Origin of the sequence: uncultured Roseivirga sp. (genome assembly GCF_963973945.1) — a bacterium.
Lineage (GTDB): Bacteria > Bacteroidota > Bacteroidia > Cytophagales > Cyclobacteriaceae > Roseivirga.
The window spans coordinates 1-23,939 of the sequence record NZ_CAXBBV010000018.1 but is presented as its reverse complement, the minus strand read 5'-3'; the positions used below and the strand labels follow the sequence as shown (position 1 = coordinate 23,939).

Below are 23,939 nucleotides of genomic sequence, written 5' to 3'. Positions count from 1 at the left end.
AATCAGGTTTGAATAGGTCAATTCAAACCCGCAACAGATATGTAGAATAGTATTCCCCAAACAGCAAAGCAGTAAAAACTTAAAATTTAAACAACACAATTATGATTCAAAATCAGTTTACAAAAACAACAAAGGGTTGCTATACCCTGCTATTAAGCGCTATCGTTTTTCTTTTTAGCTCAAGTGAACTTAGAGCGCAATCAACCCCTAACAATCAGGACGAATTGAACCAAGTCATACTCCATTTCGACAGTCTTTTTTGGAAAAGTTATAACACTTGTGATGTCAAAAACATGGGTGAATTGCTCACAAATGACATTGAGTTTTACCATGATAAAAATGGTTTAACTACTTCAAAAAAGGCCCTTCTGGAAAGTATATCTTCCGGACTGTGCTCGAATGAAAATTCAAAGCTAAGAAGAGCAGCAGTTGAAAGCAGTGTTAAAGTCTATCCTATGAATAACTATGGAGCCATTATTTCAGGTGAGCATATTTTCTATGTCAATGAGACTGGTAAAGACGAATATGCAGAGGGGAAAGCCCAATTTACCCATTTATGGAAATTCGAAAACGGAAAATGGAAAATGGCTCGTGTTATCAGCTATGATCATAAGTCAATGCCGTACACCAATACTAAAGCGGCAGTGACGGTTTCATATAAACTATTGACCGAGTATGCTGGCCAATACAATGCTCCACAAACTGGACTGGTAACAATAACTAAAAAAGAAAATTCATTAGAGATGTCAGCAGGCTCAATGCAAATTGTCCTTAAGCCGCAAAATGACCATCTCTTTTTTCACGAACAGAGCAGCCTTACTTTTGAGTTTGTAAAAGATGTCAATAACAAAGTTGTCAAACTCATTGTAAGAGAAAACGGAGCGATTGCTGAGGAAGCAACGCGCATTAATTAACTCCTAAGACATGGCTCTCACCATATCTACCACCATGGTGAGAGTCAATTGCAAGAACCAACAACCGACAGAATCATTCTAGTCTAGTGTTTAAATATCAACTGATATAGTACTACTTTTGCGGGCTAAGTAATGAACATGGCGAAAGAGGAGCCCACCAAATTAAGTCCAGAACAGATTCGCCAATGCATTGAGGTATTGGAGAGCCTAAATGCCAACACCAACCAAATCTTCGATATCCCCAAAGAAGAGCGATTGGCTTTAATCATGGCCGCTGGTGCATTTTCTCGCCCTAGCAAAGAAGAACTTTTGAAGCGCAAAAGAGGCGCTAAAAAAGTAATCAAGAAGAAAATAGCAGCTAAAGACAAGGACGCAAGAAACGCCACGGGAATTAGAAGTGCGCGGGAAGCCTCCATCTTCATTGCTCCCACCATGATTGACCTTACAGGCAAGGAACATGAAAAAGAAGTCGAGCTGGAATCGCCACGAGAATGCTACGTGTGCAAAACCACTTTCAATAAACTTCACCATTTCTACGACACCATGTGCAAAGAATGTGGTGACTTCAATTATGCCAAACGTTTTCAAACCGCAGACCTCACCGGCCAAGTGGCCTTGGTCACAGGCTCTAGGTTGAAAATCGGCTACCACATTACTTTAATGATGCTGAGGGCTGGCGCTACCGTAATTGCCACTACCCGCTTCCCCATCGATTCGGCTTTACGCTTTTCTAAAGAAGCCGATTTCAAAGAATGGGGACACCGCTTGAACATTCACGGCTTAGATTTAAGGCATATTCCGAGCGTAGAAATCTTCTGCAATTTTATAGAGCAGACTTACGACAGGCTCGATATATTGATCAACAATGCGGCACAGACCGTGAGACGACCTTCTGGTTTTTACTCGCATTTGATGCCCAATGAAAGACTCAAGTTTGAAGAGTTAACACCCTTCGCCCAAGACCTTCTGGCTGATCACAACGACTGCATACAAGAATTAAGAACTTTAAGTGCTGGCTTTACTGAAGGCGAAAACAAGAATTTACCTGTAAGCTGGCACGGCAAACAATTGGGTATTGGACTAAGTGCTTCGGCTCAGCTCTCTCAAATCCCATACAGCATCGACAATTCACTTACTGCTAAAGAAGTCTTCCCCGAAGGGAAACTAGATGCGGATTTACAGCAGGTGGATTTACGAAAAACGAACAGTTGGCGATTGAAGCTTGGCGAAGTGCACACCAACGAAATGCTGGAAGTGCAATTGGTGAATTCCGTTGCCCCTTTTGTATTGTGCAACCGTTTGGTAAACCTGATGAAAAAGGAAAATACTGGCATTAAGCACATTATCAATGTGTCGGCCATGGAAGGTAAATTCCACCAATTCCATAAAGAACCGCGCCATCCACATACCAATATGGCCAAAGCCGCTTTGAACATGATGACGCTTACTTCGGCATCGGACTTGGCTAAATTTGGGATTTACACTAATGCCGTAGATACAGGTTGGGTAACAGACGAAGACCCTGCGGAATTGGCCAGAAGAAAAGAAGAACTGCATGATTTTCAGCCGCCATTAGACATTGTGGATGGTGCTGCCAGAGTAATGGATCCTTTATTTGATGGAATCAATACGGGGAAACATTGGTGTGGAAAATTCTTGAAAGACTACAAACCTACTTCTTGGTAAGTTAATCATTCGGCCTCGTTCACCCTTTTCCAATACACCGATTTACCGAACATGGGCATTTTCATATAGCCCCTCACCTCCAGTTGGTCGCCATCCAATTTGAGAATGCAATCGTATGATTTTCCCTTTTCAGGGTCGTATACTTTTCCTTCCACCCACTTTGAATCTTTGAAGGTAAAACCTTCTATCAAATCAATTCCAATGAGTGGCCTTTCCTTCAAACTTTCAATCTCATTATTAGCATCACGGATGACATGATCGCTATTGGCACTTGCTTTCAACCAAATAATTTCACCAGCATAGTGGCCCGCTTCTTTGTAAATTCTCACTTTCGCCTTCTTCCCTTCCGTCCACCAAACACCCAAAATGGTATCGGCAGTATCGGATGGTGTTTTAATAACAGACATCGTTAAAAGAAATATTGTAGCAATAAATTTCATAGGTAATAACTCTGTTTCAACCTGATCACCCGGCCTGTTGTTCTAAAACACGAGGGCTTTGATCAAAGATTGAGTGTAATCAAAAAACCTACTAAGGCCTTTAATCATTCGCGAAATAATCGGCTTATACGTAGAGCTCAAAATTATCAGACATATTTTTGGTCTTGTCTGTTTATAAAAAAGACTTCACCTTCGCCCAGCAATTCTATCTCACATTAAATAATATTAACTGGAATAGACAGTTCTCTGAATGAATAAATTACTATTTTTGAACGAGTTTAAGCAATCGTGAATAAGCAAGAAAAGAAAGTCAGAAGGAAGAAAAAGGTTGGTTCATACCAATACGGCAGTGTCATTTTTAGTGTGGCCTTGGCCTTATTTGTGGTGGGGCTTTTCGGAATGCTCCTATTACATACCAACCGCCTCACTTCGGTGATTCAGGAGAACATCGAGATTCAGGTATACCTCAACAAAAACACGTCAGAAAATCAACGTAACCGCATTCAGCGTGAGATATCTACAAGTCCTTACGTGCTCAAAAAAGAAGAAAAGCCTCAAATCACCTTTATTTCGAAAGAGGATGCGGCCAAGCAATTTGTTAATGATACTGGCGAAGATTTCTCAGAATTCTTAGGCGATAACCCACTGCGCGATGCCTTGGTGGTAAACATTGCTCCTGAGTTTCAAACCAATGCTAAACTAGATAGTATCGGCAATAAAATCGAAGCCATTAGTGGGGTTTATGAAGTCACTTTTGTAGAAAGTCTTGTAGATTCCATCAACAAAAACCTTAGAAACATAGGGCTAATCCTTTTGGGCTTTGCCACTATTTTGCTGATTGTGGTGGTTATGTTAATTAACAATACCATTAAACTGGCCCTTTTCTCTCAGCGATTCTTAATTCGAAGTATGCAATTGGTGGGCGCTACCAGTAGCTTCATCAAAAAACCATTTCTAAAAAGAGCACTTTTTCATGGCGCCATAGCTGGAGTTATTTCCGCACTATTGCTTTATGGATTGCTTCAATTTGCCAATACCAAAATAGAAAGGTTAGTAGAACTTCAGCAAGAAGTTTTCATCTTGGCGCTTTACGGCTTACTCATTATTCTGGGAAGCTTTATTGCCTTTATCAGCACCTATAGGGCCATGAACAAGTATTTAAAAATGTCACTAGACGAACTATACTAATATGTCTGAAAATAAAAAGAACTTCGCCTTCGGGAAAGAAAACTACAAATGGATGCTCATTGGATTAGGCGTTTTGCTCTTGGGCTTTTTCGTTATGTCTTTAGAAAGCAACCCACAAGGCCAAGGTTTTCTTGGGCTTACTTTAGGGCCAATTATCATCCTTGCCGGTTTCATCATTGAGTTCTTTGCCATATTCAAGAAAGATAAGAACGATTAATGACCATTATTGAATCGATTATTCTTGGCATCGTTCAAGGATTAACAGAATTTCTTCCTGTAAGTAGTAGCGGACATTTAGAAATAGTAAAAGCCATTTTAGGCGACACTAGTGTTCCTGAAGAAAGTTTATTGATGACAGTAGTGCTACACGCTGCCACTGCCCTAAGTACCATTGTAATTTTCAGAAAAGAAATCAGTGAATTGGTCATGGGCCTTTTCCAGTTCAAGAACAACGACCAGTTCAAGTATTCCTTAAAAATAGTAGCCTCAATGATTCCTGCAGCCGTTATTGGCGTGCTCTTCGATGAAGAAATTGAATCGCTATTTGGCGGACAACTGTTATTGGTGGGCTGTATGCTTATTCTCACTGCAGGCCTTCTATTCTTAGCCGACAAAGCCAAAAAAACCGACAAAGCAGTATCAATGCCCAACGCAATCACTATCGGTATTGCACAGGCCATTGCCATTTTACCGGGCATTTCACGTTCTGGCGCTACCATTTCTACTGCCGTACTTTTGGGCATCGACAGAGAAAAGGCCGCTCGTTTCTCCTTCTTAATGGTGGTTCCATTAATCTTAGGAAAAGTAGCCAAAGACATGCTTAGTGGCGATATCGCTTCTAGCCAAATTGAAAGCGCTTCCCTCATTGTTGGCTTTTTAGCTGCTTTTCTAGCTGGCCTTGTAGCTTGTAAGTGGATGATCGCCTTGGTGAAGAAAAGTCAATTGAAATATTTCTCATTCTATTGCTTTGCCGTTGGTTTAGGTGCAATAATCTACACCTTCATATAATGCCGAAATCTTTAGAAATAGATCCATCCCTCAGTAAAGAAGAAAATTTCAAAAACGGTCAGGTCATTCTAATTGACAAGCCTTTAGAATGGACATCTTTTGGGGTAGTTAAGAAAATCAGGTACAACATAGGGATTAAGAAAATTGGCCATGCAGGCACTTTGGATCCACTTGCTTCTGGACTTTTAATTCTTTGTACAGGAAAAAAAACCAAGTCTATTGAAAGCTATATGGCAGATGTAAAAGAATACACAGGCAGCTTTACGTTGGGCAGCACTACACCTAGCTATGACTTAGAATCTGAACCAACTCCCGCTGTTGATATATCGCATTTAACAGCCGAAGCAATACAGCAAAACACCGAAAATTTCATCGGAGAGATCACCCAAACCCCTCCTATTTTTTCTGCCATAAAAGTAGATGGAAAGCGCGCTTATGATTTAGCGCGTGCGGGTAAGGATGTAGAATTAAAATCAAGACAAGTAACCATTTCGGAATTTGAAATAGTAAGCTTAGATTTACCTAAAGTCAACTTCAGGGTTGTCTGTTCAAAAGGCACTTATATTCGTACGCTGGCCAATGATTTTGGAGAAAAGTTAGGCGTTGGCGCATATTTAAGTGCATTAAGGCGAACTAAAATTGGTGAACATTCGGTTGATGAAGCCTGGCAACTTGAAGACTTTATAAACTACGTGAAAACGATAGAATGAAAATTCATCTCGGAACAAACGACATTACGGAACTACGCAATGCAGTAGTCACCAGCGGCACTTTTGATGGCGTACACGTAGGTCATCAAAAAATACTTGCTCGCTTGCGCGAAGAAGCCGACAGAATTGGTGGAGAAACGGTACTAATTACTTATTGGCCTCATCCGCGCCAAGTGCTCAAACCTTGGGATAATTCTTTAAAATTGTTGACCACTTTCCCTGAAAAAGCTACCGTTCTAGAAAAGTATGGAGTAGACCATTTGGTAAAAATCCCTTTTACCCAAGAATTTGCCCAAATGAGCAGCGAAGAATACATCCGAGTTATTCTGACTGAGCGTGTTCATACCAAAAAACTAATTATTGGCTACGACCATCGCTTTGGGAAAAACAGAGATGGTGGATTGAAAGAACTTCAAGAATTCGGTCCAAAATACGGTTACGAAGTGGAAGAAATTCCAAGACAAGACATTGATGAAATTGGGGTTTCTTCTACCAAAATCAGAAGATCACTAGAAACAGGAGATGTAAAAACCGCCAACGAATACCTTGGCCGTCCGTATTCAGTAGCAGGAATGGTGGTGCACGGACAGAAAATTGGAAGAACCATTGGCTTTCCTACCGCCAACATTCACGTAAAAGAAAGTTATAAGCTCATTCCAGCCGATGGCATTTATGCCGTTCAGGTTTGTAACAAGTACACCAAAAGAGACGGTATGCTGAACATTGGCAACCGCCCAACCATTGGGGGCGATGACAAAACCATCGAAGTACATATTTTCGATTTTGATGAAGACATCTACGATTCGGAAATTAGTGTAGAGTTTATAGATTTGATTCGTAGAGAAGAAAAGTTCAGTTCGGTAGAAGCACTTAAAAACCAACTGAAGCAAGATGAAATTGCTGTAAAAGCCTGTTTATCAAATTATAAAGCAAAAAATCATGATCAATAAGGTAGTTGCTAATGCCGATGAAGCTGTAAAAGACATTCCTAACAATGCTGTATTAATGTTAGGCGGTTTTGGGCTTTGCGGTATTCCTGAAAACTGTATTTCTGCCCTGCTGAAAACGGGTGTAAACGGATTGACCTGTATTTCAAATAACGCTGGCGTTGACGATTTCGGGATTGGCTTAATGCTTAAAACCCGTCAGGTAAAGAAAATGATTTCCTCTTATGTAGGCGAAAATGCTGAATTCGAAAGACAATTGCTTTCTGGGGAGTTGGAAGTAGACCTTATTCCACAAGGCACCTTGGCCGAAAGAATCAGGGCTGGAGGGGCTGGAATCCCTGCTTTTTATACACCAGCAGGTTACGGTACCGAAGTGGCAGAAGGCAAAGAAACCAGAGAATATGATGGCAAAATGTATTTGCTCGAAAACTGGCTTAAGGCAGATTTCGCTTTGGTAAAAGCGTGGAAAGGTGATACTTCTGGTAATTTAATCTTTAAAGGGACGGCCAGAAACTTCAACCCAATGATGGCTGCTGCGGGTAAAATCACCATTGTCGAAGTAGAAGAACTGGTAGAACCGGGCGAGTTGGATCCTAACCACATTCACACCCCTGGTATTTACGTGCAGCGTATTTTTCAAGGAAAAGACTATGAAAAGCGAATCGAACAACGAACTACTAGGTTAAAGTGATTTGATAATGAATCAATGAGTTAATGAATTAATAGCACATCAAATTACCTTATCTTCAAAATACCAAATTTTCAAATTAACACCATGGCACTCGATAAAATAGGCATTGCGAAAAGAATAGCACAGGAAGTTCAAGATGGTACTTATATCAATCTGGGAATTGGTATTCCTACCCTTGTAGCCAATTTTATTCCTGAAAACATCAATGTTGTGCTTCAGTCTGAGAATGGATTATTGGGCATTGGCCCTTTTCCGGAAGAGGATGAAGTAGATGCTGATTTGATCAATGCAGGCAAGCAAACGGTAACTACTACCAAAGGCTCTGCACTTTTCAGCTCTTCTCAGAGTTTTGAGATGATTAGAGGCGGTCATGTTGATCTTACCATTTTGGGCGCTATGGAAGTGTCTGAAAATGGAGACATCGCCAACTGGAAAATTCCCGGTAAAATGGTGAAAGGAATGGGTGGTGCTATGGACCTTGTGGCTTCTGCCGACAATATTATTGTGGCCATGCAGCATTGTAGTCGCAGTGGAGACTCAAAACTTTTAAGCGAATGCAGTTTACCCATCACTGGTTTGCGCTGCGTAAAGAAGATTGTAACCGATATGGCGGTTTTGGATGTACTTCCCGAAGGTGGTTTTAAACTTTTAGAACGCGCCCCTGGCGTAACTGTAGAAGAAATCAAAGCAGCCACCGCAGGCAAACTAATCATCGAAGGCGATATTCCTGAGATGAAGATTTGACTTTAGTGTTTTCGGTTAAAAGATTGAATTGTAAGTCGCTCCTTAGGTTCCGAGACTTCTGAATTTCACGTACCACGAGTCAACCTTCCCTATATTACTGAAAAAGACCCTTACAGGGTGACGACAAAGCAATCTATTTGCACACACCTTTTTATCCTGAGTGGTACCGCGTTCGCTGGAGCTTTAGCGGATGAGAAACGAAGGAACTAGATAAACGAAGTCATCGACAAAAAAATGTCATACCCAACTTTCTTATGCATAAGAAAATTATGTATACTTGTGTATGTCATCGAGTAAACTATTAAAAGGAAGTCTGGCTACCATTGTTCTCAAGCTGCTGGAAGAGAACAAAAAAATGTACGGTTATGAAATCACACAACGAGTAAAGGAAATTACCGCAGGTGAATTCAAAATCACGGAAGGTGCCTTATACCCTACACTTCACAAATTAGAAGCCGAAGGAATGCTTTCTACCGAAACGCAAAAGGTAGATAATCGCATCCGAAAATACTACTCCCTTACCAAAGAAGGAAATGCCGAAGCCCAAACCAAAGTAGCCGAACTGGAAGAGTTTCTGTTGAATTTACAAAAGTTGTTGAACCCTAAATTAGGTATGGGATGAGCCTAACCACAGCACAGCACGACATATTGGTGAAGTACCTGAAAGACGTAGAGATCAAACACCAAGAACCTTTCGAAGAGTTTTACGATCATATTGCCACAGCAATTGAAAATGACAAACCAGAAGATGCAAATACTTTTTTAAGAGAAGTAATTCAACCTTCTTTTGGAGGAGTAAAGGGAATCAAAAAAATAGTGCTGAACCAAAGAAAGGCACGAACAAGAATGATCTGGGAAAAGGCTATAAGAGTTTTCTTTAGCTTTTTTGGCTGGCCAGCAATTGGTATTGTAATGGTAAGTTTCATTCTCGTTCAAACAAGTCAAAATACGCTTGGCTCTAAATTTACATTAATTGCTTCGCTAATTTTGGGTTTACTTTTACCCCTTATTGTATTTGCCTATGGTTCTATTAGTTTTTACATAGACTGTAAAAGAAGCAACAAGAATTATAGAAATTCTGACTTGAACAGTTCGCTGATGGTTCTCGTCCATCTACCTTTCACCATTCTTAATATAGTCGGAAACCTCATTATCCCCATGATTATTGGTAGAGATATTTTCAAAATATTCATCTTAGAAAACATTTGGCTTAGCACCTTCTTCTGTGCCTTTACTCTTTTATATGGCTTTACTTGCCTAAAGCTTATGAAAGAGCAGTTTATTTTTAAACTAGAGGCGATATGAAACTAGCGCATTATCAAATTGAGCATATTCGAGAATATATTGATGGACAAAATATTTGGTACGATGACATCAAGATTGAATTGATTGACCATATCGTTTGCAATATAGAGCACCAGATGGAAGACAGCGACATTAAATTTGTAGAAGCTGCTGCCATAGCCATAAAAGAAATTGATCCTGCATCTATTCAGAAAGAGCGATTGAAGGTAGAACACATTGCTACTTTTAAAGAGGTTTACCACGAGATAATTGACTTGTTCTCTGGTTCTAAAATTTACTTGGCCGTAGTGGCTATTTTGGCTGGTGTACTTCTGATCACAGTCAGTAACAACCTAGAGGAAACTCTGAGATTATTTAGCACAACGACTTTAACCACCCTCTTTGTAAATTTCTTTGCTCGCACTTATTTCAATCGAAAATTCAAGCCTTTATACAACTCGTACTTCATGAGTCGGCTCAATACTGTTTATACTTCTGCATTACTTTCTACCTCACTAATTGGCTTATTGTTAGCCGACTGGCTAGTTCAAAACCCGGTGGCTTTGATTATTTACATAAGCACCTTCAACCTTTACCTCATTGCAAGTTTTAAGGTAATAAATCGAACTTTTAACAAACTCAAGCACCATGTCGCTTACCGTTGAACAAATTGACCAAGTCAAGACCTTTATCAACAAAAGGGGCTTCAATACCATTGAAGTAGAAATGGAAGCGCTTGATCATATGGCAAGTAAAATTGAATCATTACTGGAAGAGAAGCCCGATATGAACTTTGATTTGGCCATTACCAAAGCTCATGCAGGCTTGGGCATTTTTGGTTTTGCTACTTTTGAAGAAGCTATTTTTGCTGGGTGTAAAGAGAGGTCTAAAAAAATCCGCAAGGCTGTACTGCGCGATTACTTACTAGGGCCTAAGCTTTTAATAACTTTGGCCATAATCTCAACCACTTTTCTCATTCAAAAATTTTTATTAAACCTTCCTTGGTCTGAAGAAGCTATGGCTGTTTTCATTTTTTCGGTTGTTTTAACCATGATTATTCTTCCATCTATCTATTTCATAAAAACAAAAAGGAAATGGGGCAAGAGATCTTTTTTGATATCAAACACCTTTGCAGGAACAAGTGGAGCAAGCCTAATCATATTCTACATCACGAGGTTCGTGCTTGAATTTGGCACACTGTCTCCGCTATTATTGCAAATCACATTTACATTCGTAATCCTGATGCTCAGTTTAATAGCTTTGATCAACTTTGCGATTATAAAAGATGCCATTGCGTTCACTGAAGAGAAATATTTAAAATATGCCTAATACACCTCTTACTCAAGAACAGATTGCAGCCATTAGGTCCTTTATCAACAAGCGTGGCTTTAGTACCATTGAAGTAGAAATGGAAGCGCTCGATCATATGGCAAGTAAGATAGAAGCATTGCTCGAAGAAAACCCAGACATGAACTTTGACTTAGCCATTACCAAAGCTCATGCTTCTTTTGGTATTTACGGCTTATCTACTTTGGCAGAATCTATTGAAGGTAGCTTGCTTCAGCGTTTCAAGCGACAGTTCTTTAAAGAACTTCTATCCTATTTTAACAGTACCAAAATATTTACCCCTATGGCATTAACAGCCTTGGGCTATTTCCTTATGACTCAATATCCACCAAACGATAAAGGATTGCTTCTTCGTTTGGGATTTCTTATTTATGGATTCCTCTTGGCTATTATCCCCTATTACATTCTTAGAAAAGGAATGAAAAGATGGAACAAGAAATCAAGCTTTGTCAAAATGAGCACTTATGGCTTGTATATTACTCAGTTTGGCTTTGGTCAAATTTTTGGCATTGCTACTGAAACACTTTATAAATCAGGCTCATTGACTTTCCCTTATGTGTTTGTAGCTGGCTTTGTATTAACCTCACTAACTATTTTTATTAATTATGATTTAATGAAATGGGGTATTGCCACGGTCAACGAAAAATGGGCAAAGTATATGCCTGAGGTAGCGGTGTAATTGTTAGGCCCTTCGTATCCTCAGAGAAAGAAAACAAGCATTTTGCCTTAAATCAACCTCAATAGAATAAAGAAATCTATTACATAGTGTATTATTTTTTCACCCTCCTTTTTTTATCTCTTTCATCATTCATATTTAGACGAAAAAGGCCTGCACACTTTTTATAGAAAATCTAATCCATGTATCTTGTCGGCCTATCTAAGGCAGAAAATTATGGAAGACAATAAGATGATTGGTTATATTAAAAATGTATTGGAAAACATGCCAACCGATTGGTTGAGTCTAACTACCCACCGCCTAGATATTTATGATGAAAAGCTAGCTAAAACTCAATTCCTTGAGCAGTTCGAAAAGCTTTATAACGAAAATAATTTTGAGACTTCAGCACTTAGTTCGCTACCAACTGCCTACGACTATATTCGCTTGGGTCACCCGTTGTCTTCTGTATTGGAATGGGCAGTTTCACGTTGGCATAATCTAAAGCCAGAAAGTGTAATCAGCTTTTCTTCAAAAACGGCTCCTATATTAGCCATTCTCAGAAAAAACTTACTAGAGAACAAACACACCCAAATCAATTACACAGACGAACTTCCGGCATTCTTCGATTCTGAAGTAGTAGAGCATATTTACGGATATAAGTTTGAACTAAAGAAAGTAGAAAGCGCAGCAGATGTTACTGCCCCGAATAGCTATCGGGGTAACGGCAGCATCGTTTTCATCTCGCAACAAGCAGCAGTTGGTAATATTGACCTCAACTCAGGCATAGACTTTTTTATTAACCTTCACGCTCAACTGGGTAGTGTTTTAGTGGCAAATGGCGCCTCGAACGAGCGCTATATTTCAGAGATTCAGCATGTAAGAAGGAGAGAAACAATTGCAATGACACCTGCCAACTGTCTCGTTGCACTAAAATCACTAGTAACACAATCTCCTGTTGAGTATCAAAAAACGAATGTAGAAACAGACAAATCAACTGTTTTAAACTTACTCACGAACATTACAGGAACAACTGCAAAACCACTAGTTGCTTCTAGTGGCCTGTCGATTCAATATGCAATTATGATGGGGCTCATCCACGATGCCATGGAAAATCATAGTGGAAAGGCAATTAAATTTATTGTTCCTCCAAATTGCTATGGCGGCACAAACGATCAGGCCAGACGGGTTGCGGCATGTCTTGATCATGTTGAGGTAGTTGATTTACCTGTTGATGGCGGTAATGATATGGTTCAAAGCATTGATGCCGTTCTGGAAAAAATCGCTAAAGAAGATGCTATTCCTTACATTATTGCTGAAATACCAACAAACCCTAGAGTTGAGGTTCCAGACCTAATTAAATTGAAGGCTGTTTTAAGCAAAGAGCGCAAAACAGCTAAAGGCGGGGTGGCTATTGACCCAGTCTTTATTTTAGATCAAACATTCTGTCCTAATGTGCTTTTTTTAGGCGAGGGTGAAATTCTATCAACAATGAGGGCAATTTCTTATGCCAGTGGATCGAAGTTTCCGAGTGGTGGAAAATGTACTGCGGGGTATTGTGTAGCCAACAACAAAGCCGAAGGTTTACTTAAAAAAATAGAACAACATTTGATGCTTTGTGATAATGAGGCCACTGCACTTCAGTATGAAATCTTAGCCAAGCAATTGCCCTCAATGAATCAGCGGATTAAAGATGCCTATAGGAATACACGTGAATTTGTAAACTTTATTCACAAAACTTTGCCCGAGGCTAAAATCAATTTTGTTTCGGAAGAGTTGGCAGAGCAGGGCTTTACACCTTCTGTGTTTTCATTAGACCTTCCTACAAAAGGAAACACTGACGCTGAGAGAGAAGCCTATAAGAGAGCACTAAATCATAAGTTGATTAATTTAATGATTACCGAAATTCCGAATGAAAGTAAGTATTGTGTTAGTTATGGGCAGCTAAAAGGCTGTTATTGGACCATACCTGCCACCTCTACACAAGGCACAACCAAGGAAGGTGATAAAGATTATATTGCGCGTGTGGCGCTTTCTGGCAACATGGACTTAGAACATCATAAAAAGGTCTTTTCTGATTTTGTTGAAAGCATCTGAAACACTTAAATATGGCAATAGGTGCTCTGGTCTATCTTTCTCAATTAATGCTATAACACCTTATTGATTAAAGACTCTGTCGACTTTTAAATGCTTTATATCAAATTCAATATTCAGAACCTTTCAAAGTACCATGATTTTGAAAGACTGTATGAACATATGGTTGAGGTAAGACAACCAGGTTTTAAGTTTGAAGAAGAGGAAGGCCCTGAGTTTGATTGGGACGACATGACACAAGCCGAAGTAGATGATGCGGTAAAAAAATTATCTGCTTATTTAGATCAATCACCAGAAGAACGAAGGTACTTAACGCTTATACCAGACTATGTAAATGAGTTTCTAGAGGGTTATTTGCAAAAAGATAATAAAAGACTTGGTACTCTAGGCATTCAAGAAGTGCTATCCATCTTCAGTTATTTAGAATTCGACTTTGAAGTAGACATGGAGAGACTTGAAAATGTCAACGAACAATCTGGCATTGTTGAATTTTCTACAGGCAATTATCCTTTTGGAGGCTCAGACCGCTTTTTAATCACACTAAAAGCTTATGGTCTAACGCCTACAGAATACTTTGATGGCTTTAATATCTGCGCAATTGAATGGAGCTCCAATTTTGAATACCACACTACTGAGCTACCTGAAACTACAAAAGCGTATTTAAATAGGGGGTGAAAAAAGAGTCAGTTCTGCCCTTACACCATAGATATTCTTTAAATGAAACGCCAGAGCTATGGTTGTATCCAAGCTTAAACACAAATCTATCTCAGGAAAAGCAACTACAACCAAGTTAATTATTAGCGTGTCTAGTTTAGTTGAACAACCATTTACTGATGAGAAAACTTGCCCTACTTGTATTGACAACTATATGCATTGCATGCGATACGAATGAAGAAGACATAACTTCTGATACTTATGAAGTTACTATTGCAGGAACGAGTACTGACTGCAAACTTATACTCATTGATTTTAAAGAAAGTGACTTACAAAGAATTGAGAAAATAACTAATTCAAATGGATTAAGGTATGAGGCATACAATTTGGATAAGCAGAATTTCAGTACTGAGGGACAAGTTCTAACTGTTCGGCTGAGAAAAACACTGGATTCCGAGATTTTCGCCTGCACAACATTAGGAATTGGCTACCCATGGGTAACAATATTAGAAGCAGAATTAAAGTAATAGATTTCCACTATTTGTGAATAATCTTCATACAATCCTTTTCACTTGCATAAACACAAAAAAGTCTGCTGAAATAAATCAGCAGACCTTATATTTTACTTGATCAAGGGTTTAGCCTTAATCTCTATTTCCCTTATTCGGTCTTGAGTTTCCGCTGCGTTGGCCACCAGAATTACCTCTAGGGCCACCAGAACGTGACCCACCAGAGTTCCCTCTTGGGGCATTCCCTCCAGAGCGTTGCCCTCCAGTACCGCCAGACTTGCGTTGCCCTCCGCCCTGTCCGTCCGTTCTTCGCTGACCACCCTGGCCTTCATTTCTTCTTTGGCCGCCTTGACCAGCACTACGTTGGCCTCCACCCGAACCCCCTTTACGAAAATCTGGTTTTCTGCCTCCACTCGATCTTCTTGGTTCGTCTTTTGGCGCTGGAGGTGTAGCACTTGGCTCATAACCTTCCATAATTTCAATATCAAGCTTTTGCCTTAAGAGCTTCTCAATACCATGTACTAAATCATGCTCATCATGACTTACCAAAGAAATGGCTTCGCCACTTGCTCCTGCCCTACCTGTACGACCAATTCTATGCACGTAATCTTCAGACACGTTCGGCAATTCAAAATTAATTACGTGAGGAAGTAAAGGAATATCCAAACCTCTGGCTGCAATATCGGTCGCTACTAAAACGCGCGTAGTTCCATTCTTAAAGCCTTCCAAAGCCTTGGTTCTTGCGCCTTGGCTTTTATTACCATGAATCGCTAAGGAAGCAATTCCATTTTTTGTGAGTTTTTCGCTTAGCTTGTTGGCTGCATGCTTGGTTCGGGTAAAAATCAATACCTGACTCCAGTTGCCTTGAGAAATCAACTTGGTTACCAAAGATGTTTTCTTAGGCTTATCTACATGATACACCTTCTGAATAACCAATTCCGCTGCAGTGTTCTTTGGTGTAGCTTCCACCAAAATTGGGTCAGTCATAAAACTGCCTGCCAATTGCTTAATTTCTGTAGAAAAAGTAGCGGAGAACAATAGGTTCTGCCGCCTTGCTGGCATTAAGGCCAATATTTTCTTGATGTCGCGTAAAAAGCCCATATCGAGCATTCTATCGGCTTCATCCAATACTAAAATTTCTACCTGACTTAAAGACAGCATTCTTTGGTTGTACAAATCGAGCAAACGACCTGGTGTAGCTACCAAAATATCCACTCCGTTGCGCAAAGCACGTACCTGAGGGTTTTGATTCACTCCACCAAAAATCACAGTAGACTCGATACTTAGGAATTCGCTGTATTCTTTTACGTTTTCATATATCTGAGCAGCAAGCTCACGTGTTGGCGTTAAGATCAAAGCCCTCACTGGTCTTCTCTTTGCTTGTTTGGATTCAGATAAAATCTGAAGCATAGGCAGAACAAAGCCTGCCGTTTTTCCTGTTCCTGTTTGAGCTGACGCTAAAATGTCTTTTCGCTCTAAAATGGGTGGAATTGCTTTTGTTTGGATGGGAGATGGCTCAGTATAACCCTTTTTTGTGATCGCATGTAAAAGCGAATCAGAAAGCCCTAATGACTTAAATGACATATAAATTAATTACGAAACAAGTGAACGAGAGCGCCCACAAAACGGTGAGGCTTGTCACTTGGTGATTTGACTATGTTAAAATATTAAGCAGAAGAAATGTCTGGTCAATTTCACAAGCCATTTCGAAGTGCGAGGCAAAGGTACACCGAATTTTCGCCATAGTTGGGTTTTATGGATAGTTTCGAAAAAACATAGTGGGGAGAAGGGCGAAAATCTCTGTGCAATTCACAATTTATTTGAGAGATATGGACCTGTGCTTCCCCATAAATTTAAAATCAATGACTACCTGCTCACATCACTTTTAATGCTCCAAAAATATTTTTTCTTTTAAAACAGCTTGATATCAATGATTTAACCCATTTAATTAATCAGTATATTCCACTTTTATATAGAACTTTACAAAACACATTTTTTGATACTGTCTATATCGTATTTTTGTAACCAAACTCTATTCAAGTAAGCCGAGAGAATTTGAAAGACTATAAAAAGTTAATTGACGATACCCTATTCTTTATTGCTCAAAAGGGCTGGGCTATAAATGAGTCTTCATTTTATGATTCGCTTGCTATATTCTTAAGTGAGAATTTAGAGATGGCCTACGTGCTCATTGATAGGATCAGTAACCAAGAAGGTAATGTAGAGACGATAACATTTGTTGACTCAGGGAAAGTGAAAACAAACGTTTCATACCCCCTCCTAAACACTCCTTGTGAAAATGTTGTGGGTAAAAACCTCTGCGTTTATGCCAGTAATGTGCAGCAGCTATTCCCTAAAGACGATATGCTGGCCCCCATGAAAGCCGAGAGCTATATTGGCATTCCCCTATGGAGTTCGGAAGGCGATGCCATTGGACTTATTGCTTTGTTAGACACCAAGCCCATTACTAATGCTTCGGAGATTGAAACCATACTGCAAATTGTAGCCGTTCGGGTTGCCCATGAAATAGAAAGAAACAGTTATGAGCAAGCGCTTATATCCAAAAACAAGGAACTGGAAAGGCAGAATAAAGAACTAGAACAATTTACCTATATCGCTTCCCATGACCTTCAGGAACCATTACGCACATTAACCAGCATTAATCAACTTCTTCAAGAAGAGTTTAAAGGAAGGTTAGATGAAAGGGCCGAAACCTATCTGAAGTTCATCAACCAATCGGCTCAGAGAATGCAACTCCTAGTTAAAGGCTTATTGGATTATTCAAAAATTGGGAAACTAGGAGATTTCAGTGAAATTGACTGTAACGAGGTACTTAAGGAAGTACTATCTGATATTTCCCTTTCCATCCAAGAGAGCAATGCGAAAATTGTAATTGAAGAACTGCCAATACTGAAAGGCTACAAAACAGAACTAAGACAGCTCTTTCAAAACTTGATTGTCAATGCCACAAAATTTGTAGAGAAAGGTACAACACCTGAAGTATTTGTTTCGGCCAAAAGTCTAGGGCAAGAATGGCTTTTCTCTATAAAAGACAACGGGATTGGCATTGAAGAAAAAGATAGGGAAAAGATTTTTGTCATTTTCAAAAGACTTCACAATAGAAGTAAATTTGAAGGGACAGGCATAGGTTTATCTAACTGCAAAAAGATAGTAGAATTACACAATGGGAACATTTGGGTAGATTCAGTGTTAGGGGAAGGAAGTATATTCCATTTTACCATTGCCAAAACTTAGAATTTGTGAACAAGAAGCTAAACTGCATATTGCTGATCGATGATGATGATGCCACCAACTTCATTCATCAAGTGATTGTAAAAAAAGCCAAGATAACAGAGAAAATAGTCACCACCTTTAATGGAAAACAAGCCCTTGAGTATTTAACCAACAGCGGTAAATACGCTAATACAGAAAATACACTTCCCTCTTTAATTTTCCTTGATATCAACATGCCAGTAATGGACGGTTGGGAGTTCATTAGAGCTTACCAGGGACTGCCCGAAAGCATAAAAAACCAGGTGGTAATTGTAATGCTCACCACATCATATGATCCCGATGATAAAGAGAAGGCTCAACAGATTCATGAAATTGCTGAATTTGATAAAAAACCGCTGACTTTTGAAATGCTGGATAAAATCATTGAAAAATATTTTTCAGAGGATATCTAATTAAAGAAGAACTTGGTTGAGGAGCTGGATTAACAATTAAACCCCTACCTCAAAAACAAATCAGCATACTCAGTCCCTACTCTAAATGAAGTACACATGTCCGTTGTAACTATAGTGTGCCTTTTTGCGAGTCTTTTCCAATAACGATATGCTTTACGATTTCCTTCAATTTGAGTCGAATGATTATAACCAGGTATAGGAGGTTGTTCTTCTAAAGATTGAAAATCACCTTTCTTTACGCGACTCCAGTTGAGTTTATCTATTCGATTTCCAACAATCACGAACTTCTCCCCTAATCTGAACCATTGCGTGCAGCTTCCATCGCCAGCTTGAATTACAATCTGTTTGAGGTTTGGTTCACCTTTAATCATGGAGTCCACCTTAAAAAGAACATTAGAATAACCATCGCCTTCATTTGAAATAAGAGTTCTCAAGCTCTTATCAAAATGCAGTACTTCAATGGCACTACCTATAAATACGTAATCATATTTTTCGATAAGCCGCTTCACCCTAGCTTCATCTATTCCGTCACAAACACATGCATTCATTACTTGCGGTAAACACAGCAAAGCTATTCTCATTGGCAGGATGAAGTATCTCATCATAGGGCTATTCAAATTCATTTGAACTTACAAAAGAATCGACAACTAATCTATTCGTTAAACAAAAAAACCTGTCAGTATAGAAACTAACAGGTTTAAAAATCATAGTTTTCTTTTTCAATCAAAAACTCTCTCTCAATTCAAAAGTCTTGCGCATTCGGTTGATCATCTTTGTAGATTCTTCGAAGTTTAGCGTTTGCTGACCATCTGAATAAGCCTCTTCTGGTTTTTCATGTGTTTCGAAGATTACGCCATCGGCACCTGCCATAATACTGGCCAAAGCGATAGGCTCTACAAAGTCACGGATACCAATTCCATGCGAAGGATCTGAAATCACTGGCAAATGCGTTTTCTCTTTCAAAACAGCAATCGCATTCAAGTCCATTGTGTTTCTTGTAGCGCTTTCATAAGTACGGATACCTCTTTCGCAAAGCAAAAGCCTTTCATTTCCTCCACTGAAAACATATTCCGCAGAAGAAAGCAATTCGTCAATGGTGCCAGAAATACCACGCTTGATCATTACGGGTTTATCCACTTTACCCAGTTCATCCAGAAGATTGAAATTTTGGGTGTTTCTTGCGCCTACCTGATAGATATCAGTGTATGGATACATTTCAGCAATTTGAGAAACCTGCATTACTTCGGTAATGATTTTAATGCCTGCTTCTTTGGCCAGTTGATACCACAGCTGCAAGCCTTCAATACCCAATCCACGGAAAGAATAAGGTGAACTTCGGGGCTTGTACACACCTCCGCGCATAATAGAAATGCCGTTTTCTTTCAAATGCCCAATCACCTTTCTGATCTGGTCTTCACTTTCGATAGAGCACGGCCCAGCCATAATTTGGAAACCGCCTTCTTCAATGACAACACCATCGCCAAGGTCGATAATGGTCGGTTTTACCTTCCACTTTTTCGATACCAGTTTATAGTCGTCCGATACGATATGAATATCGCTGATGCCTTCCATATGGCCGATTTCACGGATATCAAAATCCTTTTTCCCCGTACCAATCAAGTATTCTCCTTTTTGGGTAATCACGGTGGTCGGCTTATATTTCAAGCCTTTTACTCTATTGACAATAGCCTCTTTTTGAGCTGCGTTAATGTCTTTTTCGAATTGTATAATCATGGTATTTAGTCATTGGTCAATAGTCATTGGTCGATAGCGAGAGCTATAAACTTGACTATGGTGTTATATTTTTAATTTACGATATACGATTTATGATGTACGCTACACACATCATTATTTGCAGTATGATTTACTAAATGAAATAGCAATTGAGTTAACACCTCTTACACTATTTTCTAATAACTAATAACTCCTTACCTGTTTCACTGATCCCCTGATCTACTGCTTCACAGATTTAACAAAGCCACTTATCTTCTCTTCTAAATTCCCTTCTTCCGAAATGGCTTTAATAAAGGCGCTGCCAATAATGGCTCCGTTGGCATTTTCGCAGGCTTTGTCAAAGGTTTCTGCATTTGAAATACCAAAACCTATGAGGGTCGGGTTTTTCAAATTCATATTTTTCACACGAGCAAAATAGTCGGATTGATCTAGAGAAATGCTGGCCTTTGCCCCCGTGATACTCGCTGACGATACCATGTAGATAAAGCCGTTTGAATTTTCGTCTATCTGTTTGATTCTAGCCTCAGAAGTTTGTGGAGTGATTAAGAAGATATTATACAAGCCATGCTTTTCGAACATTGGCTTATAAATTTCTAAATACTCAAACATCGGTAAGTCAGGTAGAATCACCGCGTCTACTCCTACTTCTTCGCACTTGGCACAAAAGTTCTCTACCCCAAACTGCACAATTGGGTTTACATAACCCATCAGCACAATCGGTACCGAAACTTTGTCTCTAATGTCTTTCAATTGATTGAAAAGCACTTTCAATGTCATGCCGTTTTCCAAAGCCACCCCATTGCTCTCTTGAATGGTCGGGCCATCGGCAATGGGATCGGAATATGGAATTCCAATTTCAATTAAGTCGGCACCCGAAGTTTCAAGCGCTTCTAAAATTGTAGTCGTATCGTTCAGCTGAGGGTAGCCCGCAGTAAAATACACGTTCAATACGCGCTCCTTTTTGTCTTGAAATAATTTATCTATTCTGTTCATTGTTTTTAGTGCTTAGTAATTCGTGCGCGGTGCTCAGGGATTTTAAAACTGGGCACTGGGCACTATAAACCATCAACCGATTAATATTTCCCCCATTTAATGTAGGTCTCTAAATCCTTATCTCCTCGGCCAGAAAGGTTGATGACCACTACATCGGAAGGATTGAATGTCATTTGATTGAGCGCGGCAAAGGCATGCGCGCTTTCCACCGCTGGAATAATTCCTTCTGTTCGACTCAGTAATACTCCCGCCTTCATGGCTTCTTCATCCGTAACGCTGTAGAATTTCGCTCTGCCCGTTTCAAATAAATGGGCATGTACTGGGCCAATTCCAGGGTAATCCAGTCCCGCAGAAATTGAATAAGGCTCTACAACTTGACCGTCTTCTGTCTGCATTAAAAGCGTTTTACTACCGTGAAGAATGCCTGGTTTTCCTAAAACCGTAGTTGCTGCAGATTCTCCCGTATGATTTCCCAAACCAGCGGCTTCCACCGCTACTAACTGCACATCTTCTTCATTATAATAATGGTAGAAAGCGCCAGCGGCATTGCTACCTCCACCCACGCAAGCGATCACGTAATCTGGGTTTTCCTTGCCCTTCTTTTCCAACAATTGGGCTTTAATTTCTTTGCTAATGACCGACTGAAAACGAGCTACCATTTCAGGGTACGGGTGAGGCCCCACTACCGAACCGATAATGTAGTGTGTATCAGTTGGGTTATTGATCCAGTGACGCATGGCTTCGTTGGTGGCATCTTTTAAGGTTTTGCTCCCGCTTGTGGCTGGCCGAACTTCAGCGCCTAAAATGCGCATCCGCTCTACGTTTGGTTTTTGACGCGCCATGTCCACTTCGCCCATGTACACAATGCATTCAATGCCCATCAGCGCGCAAACCGTAGCGGTTGCTACCCCATGCTGACCTGCACCAGTTTCTGCGATAATTTTCTGTTTGCCCAGCTTTTGCGCCAGTAGAATTTGGCCTACAGTATTATTCACTTTATGCGCTCCTGTATGGCAAAGGTCTTCTCTTTTAAGATAGATTTCCGCACCGTACTTTTCAGACAAACGTTCTGCTAAGTATAAAGGAGTTGGGCGCCCTACAAAATCACGAAGCAAATGATTGAATTGCTTCTGAAAATCAGGTGCCTGAACAATTTGCTCGTAGTTCTCTCGTAGCTCTTCAATGTTTGGATAAAGCATTTCAGGAATAAATGCTCCTCCAAAATTTCCGTAATACCCTCTTTCGTCTACTTGTATTTTCATTTCCTTTTGTTTTCTAAACTTTATTTGGCCAGCCACGAAGGACTACGCTTTTCACTCATCATTCTTCTTTAGTCGCTTGGACAGATCCTGAAACAAGTTCAGGATGACTGTTCGAACCGTCATTGCGAGGAACAAGCCATGCGCGAGCAATGGTTTGTGACGAAGCAATCTGCCCGTTTCGTCACGGTTCCATTATTAAAAACAGAACCATATACTCAATTGAATAAATCAAAACAGCCATTATAACTGGCAAAATCATTAACCTTTTATCTATGTTAAGGATCTTCACTGGTCTTCCGAAGTATAAATAGGCTAGTATTACAGTACTCAATATCAATGAATAGTAGGCAATATTGAACTGAAAAAGACCTAGTTCTGATGCTCTTTCAAAAGACGTTATTAAACGATACAAATGAGACAAAGCCATCAGGAACCAACCTATTCTTCTTAGCATCAACAAAGCTATAACCCCTGAAAAACTGAGTAAACAACCTAGCCATACTCTTCTGGTGATATAATTATATTCAAAAGCATTTGTCAACGGGTCAAATACCTGTTCAGTAATGAAATACAATGCTGCACCATAGAAAAGAAGAAGGGCTACCCCGAAGATCAAATACCCAAAGTTCACAGGCTTTTGCGTCTTTGGATAGAAGAACTTCACAACCCTAACAAAAGGATTGATTTCAAATTCTTTCATATGTCCACTTTCTTCCGTCACTATAACTTATTCTTCAACTCCTTCAACCTCTCCACATCCTTCAACCCAGGTTCAATCTCAAACTTTGAGTTGACATCAATCGCATAAGGTTGAACTTTCAAATCGCTTAACGATTCAATGTTTTCTAGGTCAATCCCTCCACTTAAAAAGTAAGGAATTTCCCCATCGTATTCATTCAATAACTCCCAATTAAACAGCTCTCCATTCCCTCCTCTTTCTTTTCCCTTGGTATCAAAAAGGAAGAAATCGACATGAGACTTATACGCTTCCAATACATCGAAATCAAAGTTTTCTCCCATCGAAAACACTTTCATTATCTTAACTCCATTTGCTTTTAGTTCAGCACAAAATTTTGGTGCTTCGTCACCGTGTAACTGCACTAAATCCAGCCCAAATTTGGCTACTTTTCCCTTCACAAAATCAAGTACTGCGTTTACAAACACTCCTACCTTTTTTGTACTGGAAGGAAAAGCATTTAACAACTGAGCATCCAAACCATCCGCCACATCACGTTTTGATTTTCCGTAGAAAATAAAGCCCATATAGTCAGGCTGTAGCTTTAACAGCTCGCTGATATTGGTGCTTTCTCGCATGCCGCAGACTTTTAGTTTCATGGTTAGTTATCAGTTATCAGTTATCAGTTATCAGTTATCAGTTATCAGTTATCAGTTA

General features: G+C 39.7%; 27 protein-coding genes. 19 read left to right on the top strand and 8 right to left on the bottom strand.

The features are described from left to right. The first annotated feature begins 101 nt into the window (after positions 1 to 101). Together AAC026_RS18820 and AAC026_RS18815 are read left to right on the top strand one after the other, a co-directional pair. Positions 102 to 914 carry a DUF4440 domain-containing protein gene (locus AAC026_RS18820; RefSeq protein WP_339701401.1) on the top strand — a complete coding sequence of 271 codons (813 nt, stop codon included), beginning with the start codon at positions 102 to 104 and terminating at the stop codon, positions 912 to 914. 138 nt (positions 915 to 1,052) lie between these two features. Continuing rightward, entirely contained in the window at positions 1,053 to 2,600 is a 1,548-nt protein-coding gene (locus AAC026_RS18815) for an SDR family oxidoreductase (RefSeq protein WP_339701398.1), read from the top strand. 5 nt (positions 2,601 to 2,605) lie between these two features. Here the strand turns inward: AAC026_RS18815 and AAC026_RS18810 are convergent, their stop codons facing one another. Then, entirely contained in the window at positions 2,606 to 3,007 is a 402-nt protein-coding gene (locus AAC026_RS18810) for a DUF2147 domain-containing protein (RefSeq protein ID WP_339701395.1), read from the bottom strand. Positions 3,008 to 3,328: 321 nt separating this feature from the next. Here AAC026_RS18810 and AAC026_RS18805 point away from each other — a divergent pair, with 321 nt between their 5' ends. The 15 genes from AAC026_RS18805 (at position 3,329) to AAC026_RS18735 (ending at position 14,889) form a co-directional block, all read left to right on the top strand. Next, complete coding sequence (locus AAC026_RS18805) at positions 3,329 to 4,228, top strand: permease-like cell division protein FtsX (protein ID WP_339607964.1); 900 nt, start codon at positions 3,329 to 3,331, stop codon at positions 4,226 to 4,228. Position 4,229: 1 nt separating this feature from the next. Beyond that, the gene (locus tag AAC026_RS18800) at positions 4,230 to 4,445 is read left to right on the top strand and encodes a DUF3098 domain-containing protein (protein WP_339701392.1); all 216 of its coding nucleotides are present in this window, start codon (positions 4,230 to 4,232) and stop codon (positions 4,443 to 4,445) included. Beyond that, positions 4,445 to 5,236, top strand: a complete 792-nt coding sequence (locus AAC026_RS18795; protein WP_339701389.1) for an undecaprenyl-diphosphate phosphatase — start codon at positions 4,445 to 4,447, stop codon at positions 5,234 to 5,236. The genes AAC026_RS18800 and AAC026_RS18795 overlap by 1 nt, the downstream gene beginning before the upstream one ends. Then, a complete protein-coding gene (gene truB, locus AAC026_RS18790) occupies positions 5,236 to 5,946 on the top strand; it encodes a tRNA pseudouridine(55) synthase TruB (RefSeq protein ID WP_339701386.1) in 711 nt (236 codons plus the stop codon). The genes AAC026_RS18795 and truB overlap by 1 nt, the downstream gene beginning before the upstream one ends. After that, a complete protein-coding gene (locus AAC026_RS18785) occupies positions 5,943 to 6,896 on the top strand; it encodes a bifunctional riboflavin kinase/FAD synthetase (protein WP_339609484.1) in 954 nt (317 codons plus the stop codon). Before truB ends, AAC026_RS18785 begins: the two co-directional genes overlap by 4 nt. Beyond that, positions 6,886 to 7,584, top strand: coding sequence for a CoA transferase subunit A (locus AAC026_RS18780; protein ID WP_339701383.1), 699 nt, complete (start codon positions 6,886 to 6,888; stop codon positions 7,582 to 7,584). Before AAC026_RS18785 ends, AAC026_RS18780 begins: the two co-directional genes overlap by 11 nt. A gap of 84 nt (positions 7,585 to 7,668) precedes the next feature. Further along, the gene (locus tag AAC026_RS18775; RefSeq protein ID WP_339701380.1) at positions 7,669 to 8,328 is read left to right on the top strand and encodes a 3-oxoacid CoA-transferase subunit B; all 660 of its coding nucleotides are present in this window, start codon (positions 7,669 to 7,671) and stop codon (positions 8,326 to 8,328) included. Positions 8,329 to 8,611: 283 nt separating this feature from the next. Next, positions 8,612 to 8,950 (top strand): PadR family transcriptional regulator, encoded by a 339-nt coding sequence (locus AAC026_RS18770; protein WP_339701377.1) that lies wholly within the window; start codon positions 8,612 to 8,614, stop codon positions 8,948 to 8,950. Further along, complete coding sequence (locus tag AAC026_RS18765; protein WP_339701375.1) at positions 8,947 to 9,633, top strand: hypothetical protein; 687 nt, start codon at positions 8,947 to 8,949, stop codon at positions 9,631 to 9,633. The genes AAC026_RS18770 and AAC026_RS18765 overlap by 4 nt, the downstream gene beginning before the upstream one ends. Beyond that, entirely contained in the window at positions 9,630 to 10,277 is a 648-nt protein-coding gene (locus AAC026_RS18760) for a hypothetical protein (RefSeq protein ID WP_339701373.1), read from the top strand. The genes AAC026_RS18765 and AAC026_RS18760 overlap by 4 nt, the downstream gene beginning before the upstream one ends. After that, the gene (locus tag AAC026_RS18755; RefSeq protein WP_339701371.1) at positions 10,261 to 10,941 is read left to right on the top strand and encodes a hypothetical protein; all 681 of its coding nucleotides are present in this window, start codon (positions 10,261 to 10,263) and stop codon (positions 10,939 to 10,941) included. Before AAC026_RS18760 ends, AAC026_RS18755 begins: the two co-directional genes overlap by 17 nt. Next, positions 10,934 to 11,638 carry a hypothetical protein gene (locus tag AAC026_RS18750; RefSeq protein WP_339701369.1) on the top strand — a complete coding sequence of 235 codons (705 nt, stop codon included), beginning with the start codon at positions 10,934 to 10,936 and terminating at the stop codon, positions 11,636 to 11,638. Before AAC026_RS18755 ends, AAC026_RS18750 begins: the two co-directional genes overlap by 8 nt. Positions 11,639 to 11,851: 213 nt before the next feature. Then, positions 11,852 to 13,711: a cystathionine beta-synthase gene (locus AAC026_RS18745; RefSeq protein ID WP_339701366.1), complete on the top strand. Its 1,860-nt coding sequence runs from the start codon at positions 11,852 to 11,854 to the stop codon at positions 13,709 to 13,711. Between the two features lie 90 nt (positions 13,712 to 13,801). After that, complete coding sequence (locus AAC026_RS18740; protein WP_339701363.1) at positions 13,802 to 14,383, top strand: hypothetical protein; 582 nt, start codon at positions 13,802 to 13,804, stop codon at positions 14,381 to 14,383. Positions 14,384 to 14,541: 158 nt separating this feature from the next. Beyond that, on the top strand, positions 14,542 to 14,889 hold the full coding sequence (locus AAC026_RS18735) for a hypothetical protein (RefSeq protein ID WP_339701360.1): 348 nt from the start codon (positions 14,542 to 14,544) through the stop codon (positions 14,887 to 14,889). Between the two features lie 117 nt (positions 14,890 to 15,006). On the opposite strand, the gene AAC026_RS18730 is transcribed toward AAC026_RS18735, so the two are convergent. Further along, on the bottom strand, positions 15,007 to 16,455 hold the full coding sequence (locus AAC026_RS18730; RefSeq protein WP_339701357.1) for a DEAD/DEAH box helicase: 1,449 nt from the start codon (positions 16,453 to 16,455) through the stop codon (positions 15,007 to 15,009). 471 nt (positions 16,456 to 16,926) lie between these two features. On the opposite strand from AAC026_RS18730, the gene AAC026_RS18725 reads away from it, so the two are divergent. Next, positions 16,927 to 18,126 carry an ATP-binding protein gene (locus AAC026_RS18725; RefSeq protein ID WP_339701354.1) on the top strand — a complete coding sequence of 400 codons (1,200 nt, stop codon included), beginning with the start codon at positions 16,927 to 16,929 and terminating at the stop codon, positions 18,124 to 18,126. Positions 18,127 to 18,131: 5 nt separating this feature from the next. Continuing rightward, entirely contained in the window at positions 18,132 to 18,557 is a 426-nt protein-coding gene (locus AAC026_RS18720; protein ID WP_339701351.1) for a response regulator, read from the top strand. A 44-nt stretch (positions 18,558 to 18,601) separates the two neighbouring features. Here AAC026_RS18720 and AAC026_RS18715 read toward each other — a convergent pair whose 3' ends face one another. The 6 genes from AAC026_RS18715 to AAC026_RS18690 all read right to left on the bottom strand — a co-directional run bounded on the left by AAC026_RS18715 (position 18,602) and on the right by AAC026_RS18690 (position 23,881). Beyond that, a complete protein-coding gene (locus AAC026_RS18715; RefSeq protein WP_339701348.1) occupies positions 18,602 to 19,162 on the bottom strand; it encodes a hypothetical protein in 561 nt (186 codons plus the stop codon). A gap of 118 nt (positions 19,163 to 19,280) precedes the next feature. Further along, positions 19,281 to 20,291, bottom strand: a complete 1,011-nt coding sequence (gene aroF / locus AAC026_RS18710; RefSeq protein ID WP_339701345.1) for a 3-deoxy-7-phosphoheptulonate synthase — start codon at positions 20,289 to 20,291, stop codon at positions 19,281 to 19,283. Positions 20,292 to 20,510: 219 nt separating this feature from the next. Continuing rightward, positions 20,511 to 21,284 (bottom strand): tryptophan synthase subunit alpha, encoded by a 774-nt coding sequence (trpA, locus tag AAC026_RS18705; protein ID WP_339701342.1) that lies wholly within the window; start codon positions 21,282 to 21,284, stop codon positions 20,511 to 20,513. Positions 21,285 to 21,364: 80 nt separating this feature from the next. Next, positions 21,365 to 22,546 carry a tryptophan synthase subunit beta gene (trpB, locus tag AAC026_RS18700; RefSeq protein ID WP_339701339.1) on the bottom strand — a complete coding sequence of 394 codons (1,182 nt, stop codon included), beginning with the start codon at positions 22,544 to 22,546 and terminating at the stop codon, positions 21,365 to 21,367. A gap of 181 nt (positions 22,547 to 22,727) precedes the next feature. Then, the gene (locus AAC026_RS18695) at positions 22,728 to 23,246 is read right to left on the bottom strand and encodes a hypothetical protein (RefSeq protein WP_339701336.1); all 519 of its coding nucleotides are present in this window, start codon (positions 23,244 to 23,246) and stop codon (positions 22,728 to 22,730) included. 20 nt (positions 23,247 to 23,266) lie between these two features. After that, entirely contained in the window at positions 23,267 to 23,881 is a 615-nt protein-coding gene (locus AAC026_RS18690; protein WP_339701333.1) for a phosphoribosylanthranilate isomerase, read from the bottom strand. Between the last annotated feature and the right edge of the window lie 58 nt (positions 23,882 to 23,939).

Coding starts and splice junctions, on each gene's coding strand:
- truB (WP_339701386.1), top strand. CDS start 5,236: ATGCCGAAATCTTTAGAAATAGATCCATCCCTCAGTAAAGAAGAAAAT.
- aroF (WP_339701345.1), bottom strand. CDS start 20,291: ATGATTATACAATTCGAAAAAGACATTAACGCAGCTCAAAAAGAGGCT.
- AAC026_RS18695 (WP_339701336.1), bottom strand. CDS start 23,246: ATGAAAGAATTTGAAATCAATCCTTTTGTTAGGGTTGTGAAGTTCTTC.
- AAC026_RS18760 (WP_339701373.1), top strand. CDS start 9,630: ATGAAACTAGCGCATTATCAAATTGAGCATATTCGAGAATATATTGAT.
- AAC026_RS18800 (WP_339701392.1), top strand. CDS start 4,230: ATGTCTGAAAATAAAAAGAACTTCGCCTTCGGGAAAGAAAACTACAAA.
- trpB (WP_339701339.1), bottom strand. CDS start 22,546: ATGAAAATACAAGTAGACGAAAGAGGGTATTACGGAAATTTTGGAGGA.
- AAC026_RS18740 (WP_339701363.1), top strand. CDS start 13,802: ATGCTTTATATCAAATTCAATATTCAGAACCTTTCAAAGTACCATGAT.
- AAC026_RS18810 (WP_339701395.1), bottom strand. CDS start 3,007: ATGTCTGTTATTAAAACACCATCCGATACTGCCGATACCATTTTGGGT.
- AAC026_RS18765 (WP_339701375.1), top strand. CDS start 8,947: ATGAGCCTAACCACAGCACAGCACGACATATTGGTGAAGTACCTGAAA.
- AAC026_RS18770 (WP_339701377.1), top strand. CDS start 8,612: ATGTCATCGAGTAAACTATTAAAAGGAAGTCTGGCTACCATTGTTCTC.
- AAC026_RS18815 (WP_339701398.1), top strand. CDS start 1,053: ATGGCGAAAGAGGAGCCCACCAAATTAAGTCCAGAACAGATTCGCCAA.
- AAC026_RS18715 (WP_339701348.1), bottom strand. CDS start 19,162: ATGATGAGATACTTCATCCTGCCAATGAGAATAGCTTTGCTGTGTTTA.
- AAC026_RS18735 (WP_339701360.1), top strand. CDS start 14,542: ATGAGAAAACTTGCCCTACTTGTATTGACAACTATATGCATTGCATGC.
- AAC026_RS18690 (WP_339701333.1), bottom strand. CDS start 23,881: ATGAAACTAAAAGTCTGCGGCATGCGAGAAAGCACCAATATCAGCGAG.
- AAC026_RS18775 (WP_339701380.1), top strand. CDS start 7,669: ATGGCACTCGATAAAATAGGCATTGCGAAAAGAATAGCACAGGAAGTT.
- AAC026_RS18795 (WP_339701389.1), top strand. CDS start 4,445: ATGACCATTATTGAATCGATTATTCTTGGCATCGTTCAAGGATTAACA.
- AAC026_RS18730 (WP_339701357.1), bottom strand. CDS start 16,455: ATGTCATTTAAGTCATTAGGGCTTTCTGATTCGCTTTTACATGCGATC.
- AAC026_RS18820 (WP_339701401.1), top strand. CDS start 102: ATGATTCAAAATCAGTTTACAAAAACAACAAAGGGTTGCTATACCCTG.
- AAC026_RS18745 (WP_339701366.1), top strand. CDS start 11,852: ATGGAAGACAATAAGATGATTGGTTATATTAAAAATGTATTGGAAAAC.
- AAC026_RS18780 (WP_339701383.1), top strand. CDS start 6,886: ATGATCAATAAGGTAGTTGCTAATGCCGATGAAGCTGTAAAAGACATT.
- trpA (WP_339701342.1), bottom strand. CDS start 21,284: ATGAACAGAATAGATAAATTATTTCAAGACAAAAAGGAGCGCGTATTG.
- AAC026_RS18785 (WP_339609484.1), top strand. CDS start 5,943: ATGAAAATTCATCTCGGAACAAACGACATTACGGAACTACGCAATGCA.
- AAC026_RS18750 (WP_339701369.1), top strand. CDS start 10,934: ATGCCTAATACACCTCTTACTCAAGAACAGATTGCAGCCATTAGGTCC.
- AAC026_RS18755 (WP_339701371.1), top strand. CDS start 10,261: ATGTCGCTTACCGTTGAACAAATTGACCAAGTCAAGACCTTTATCAAC.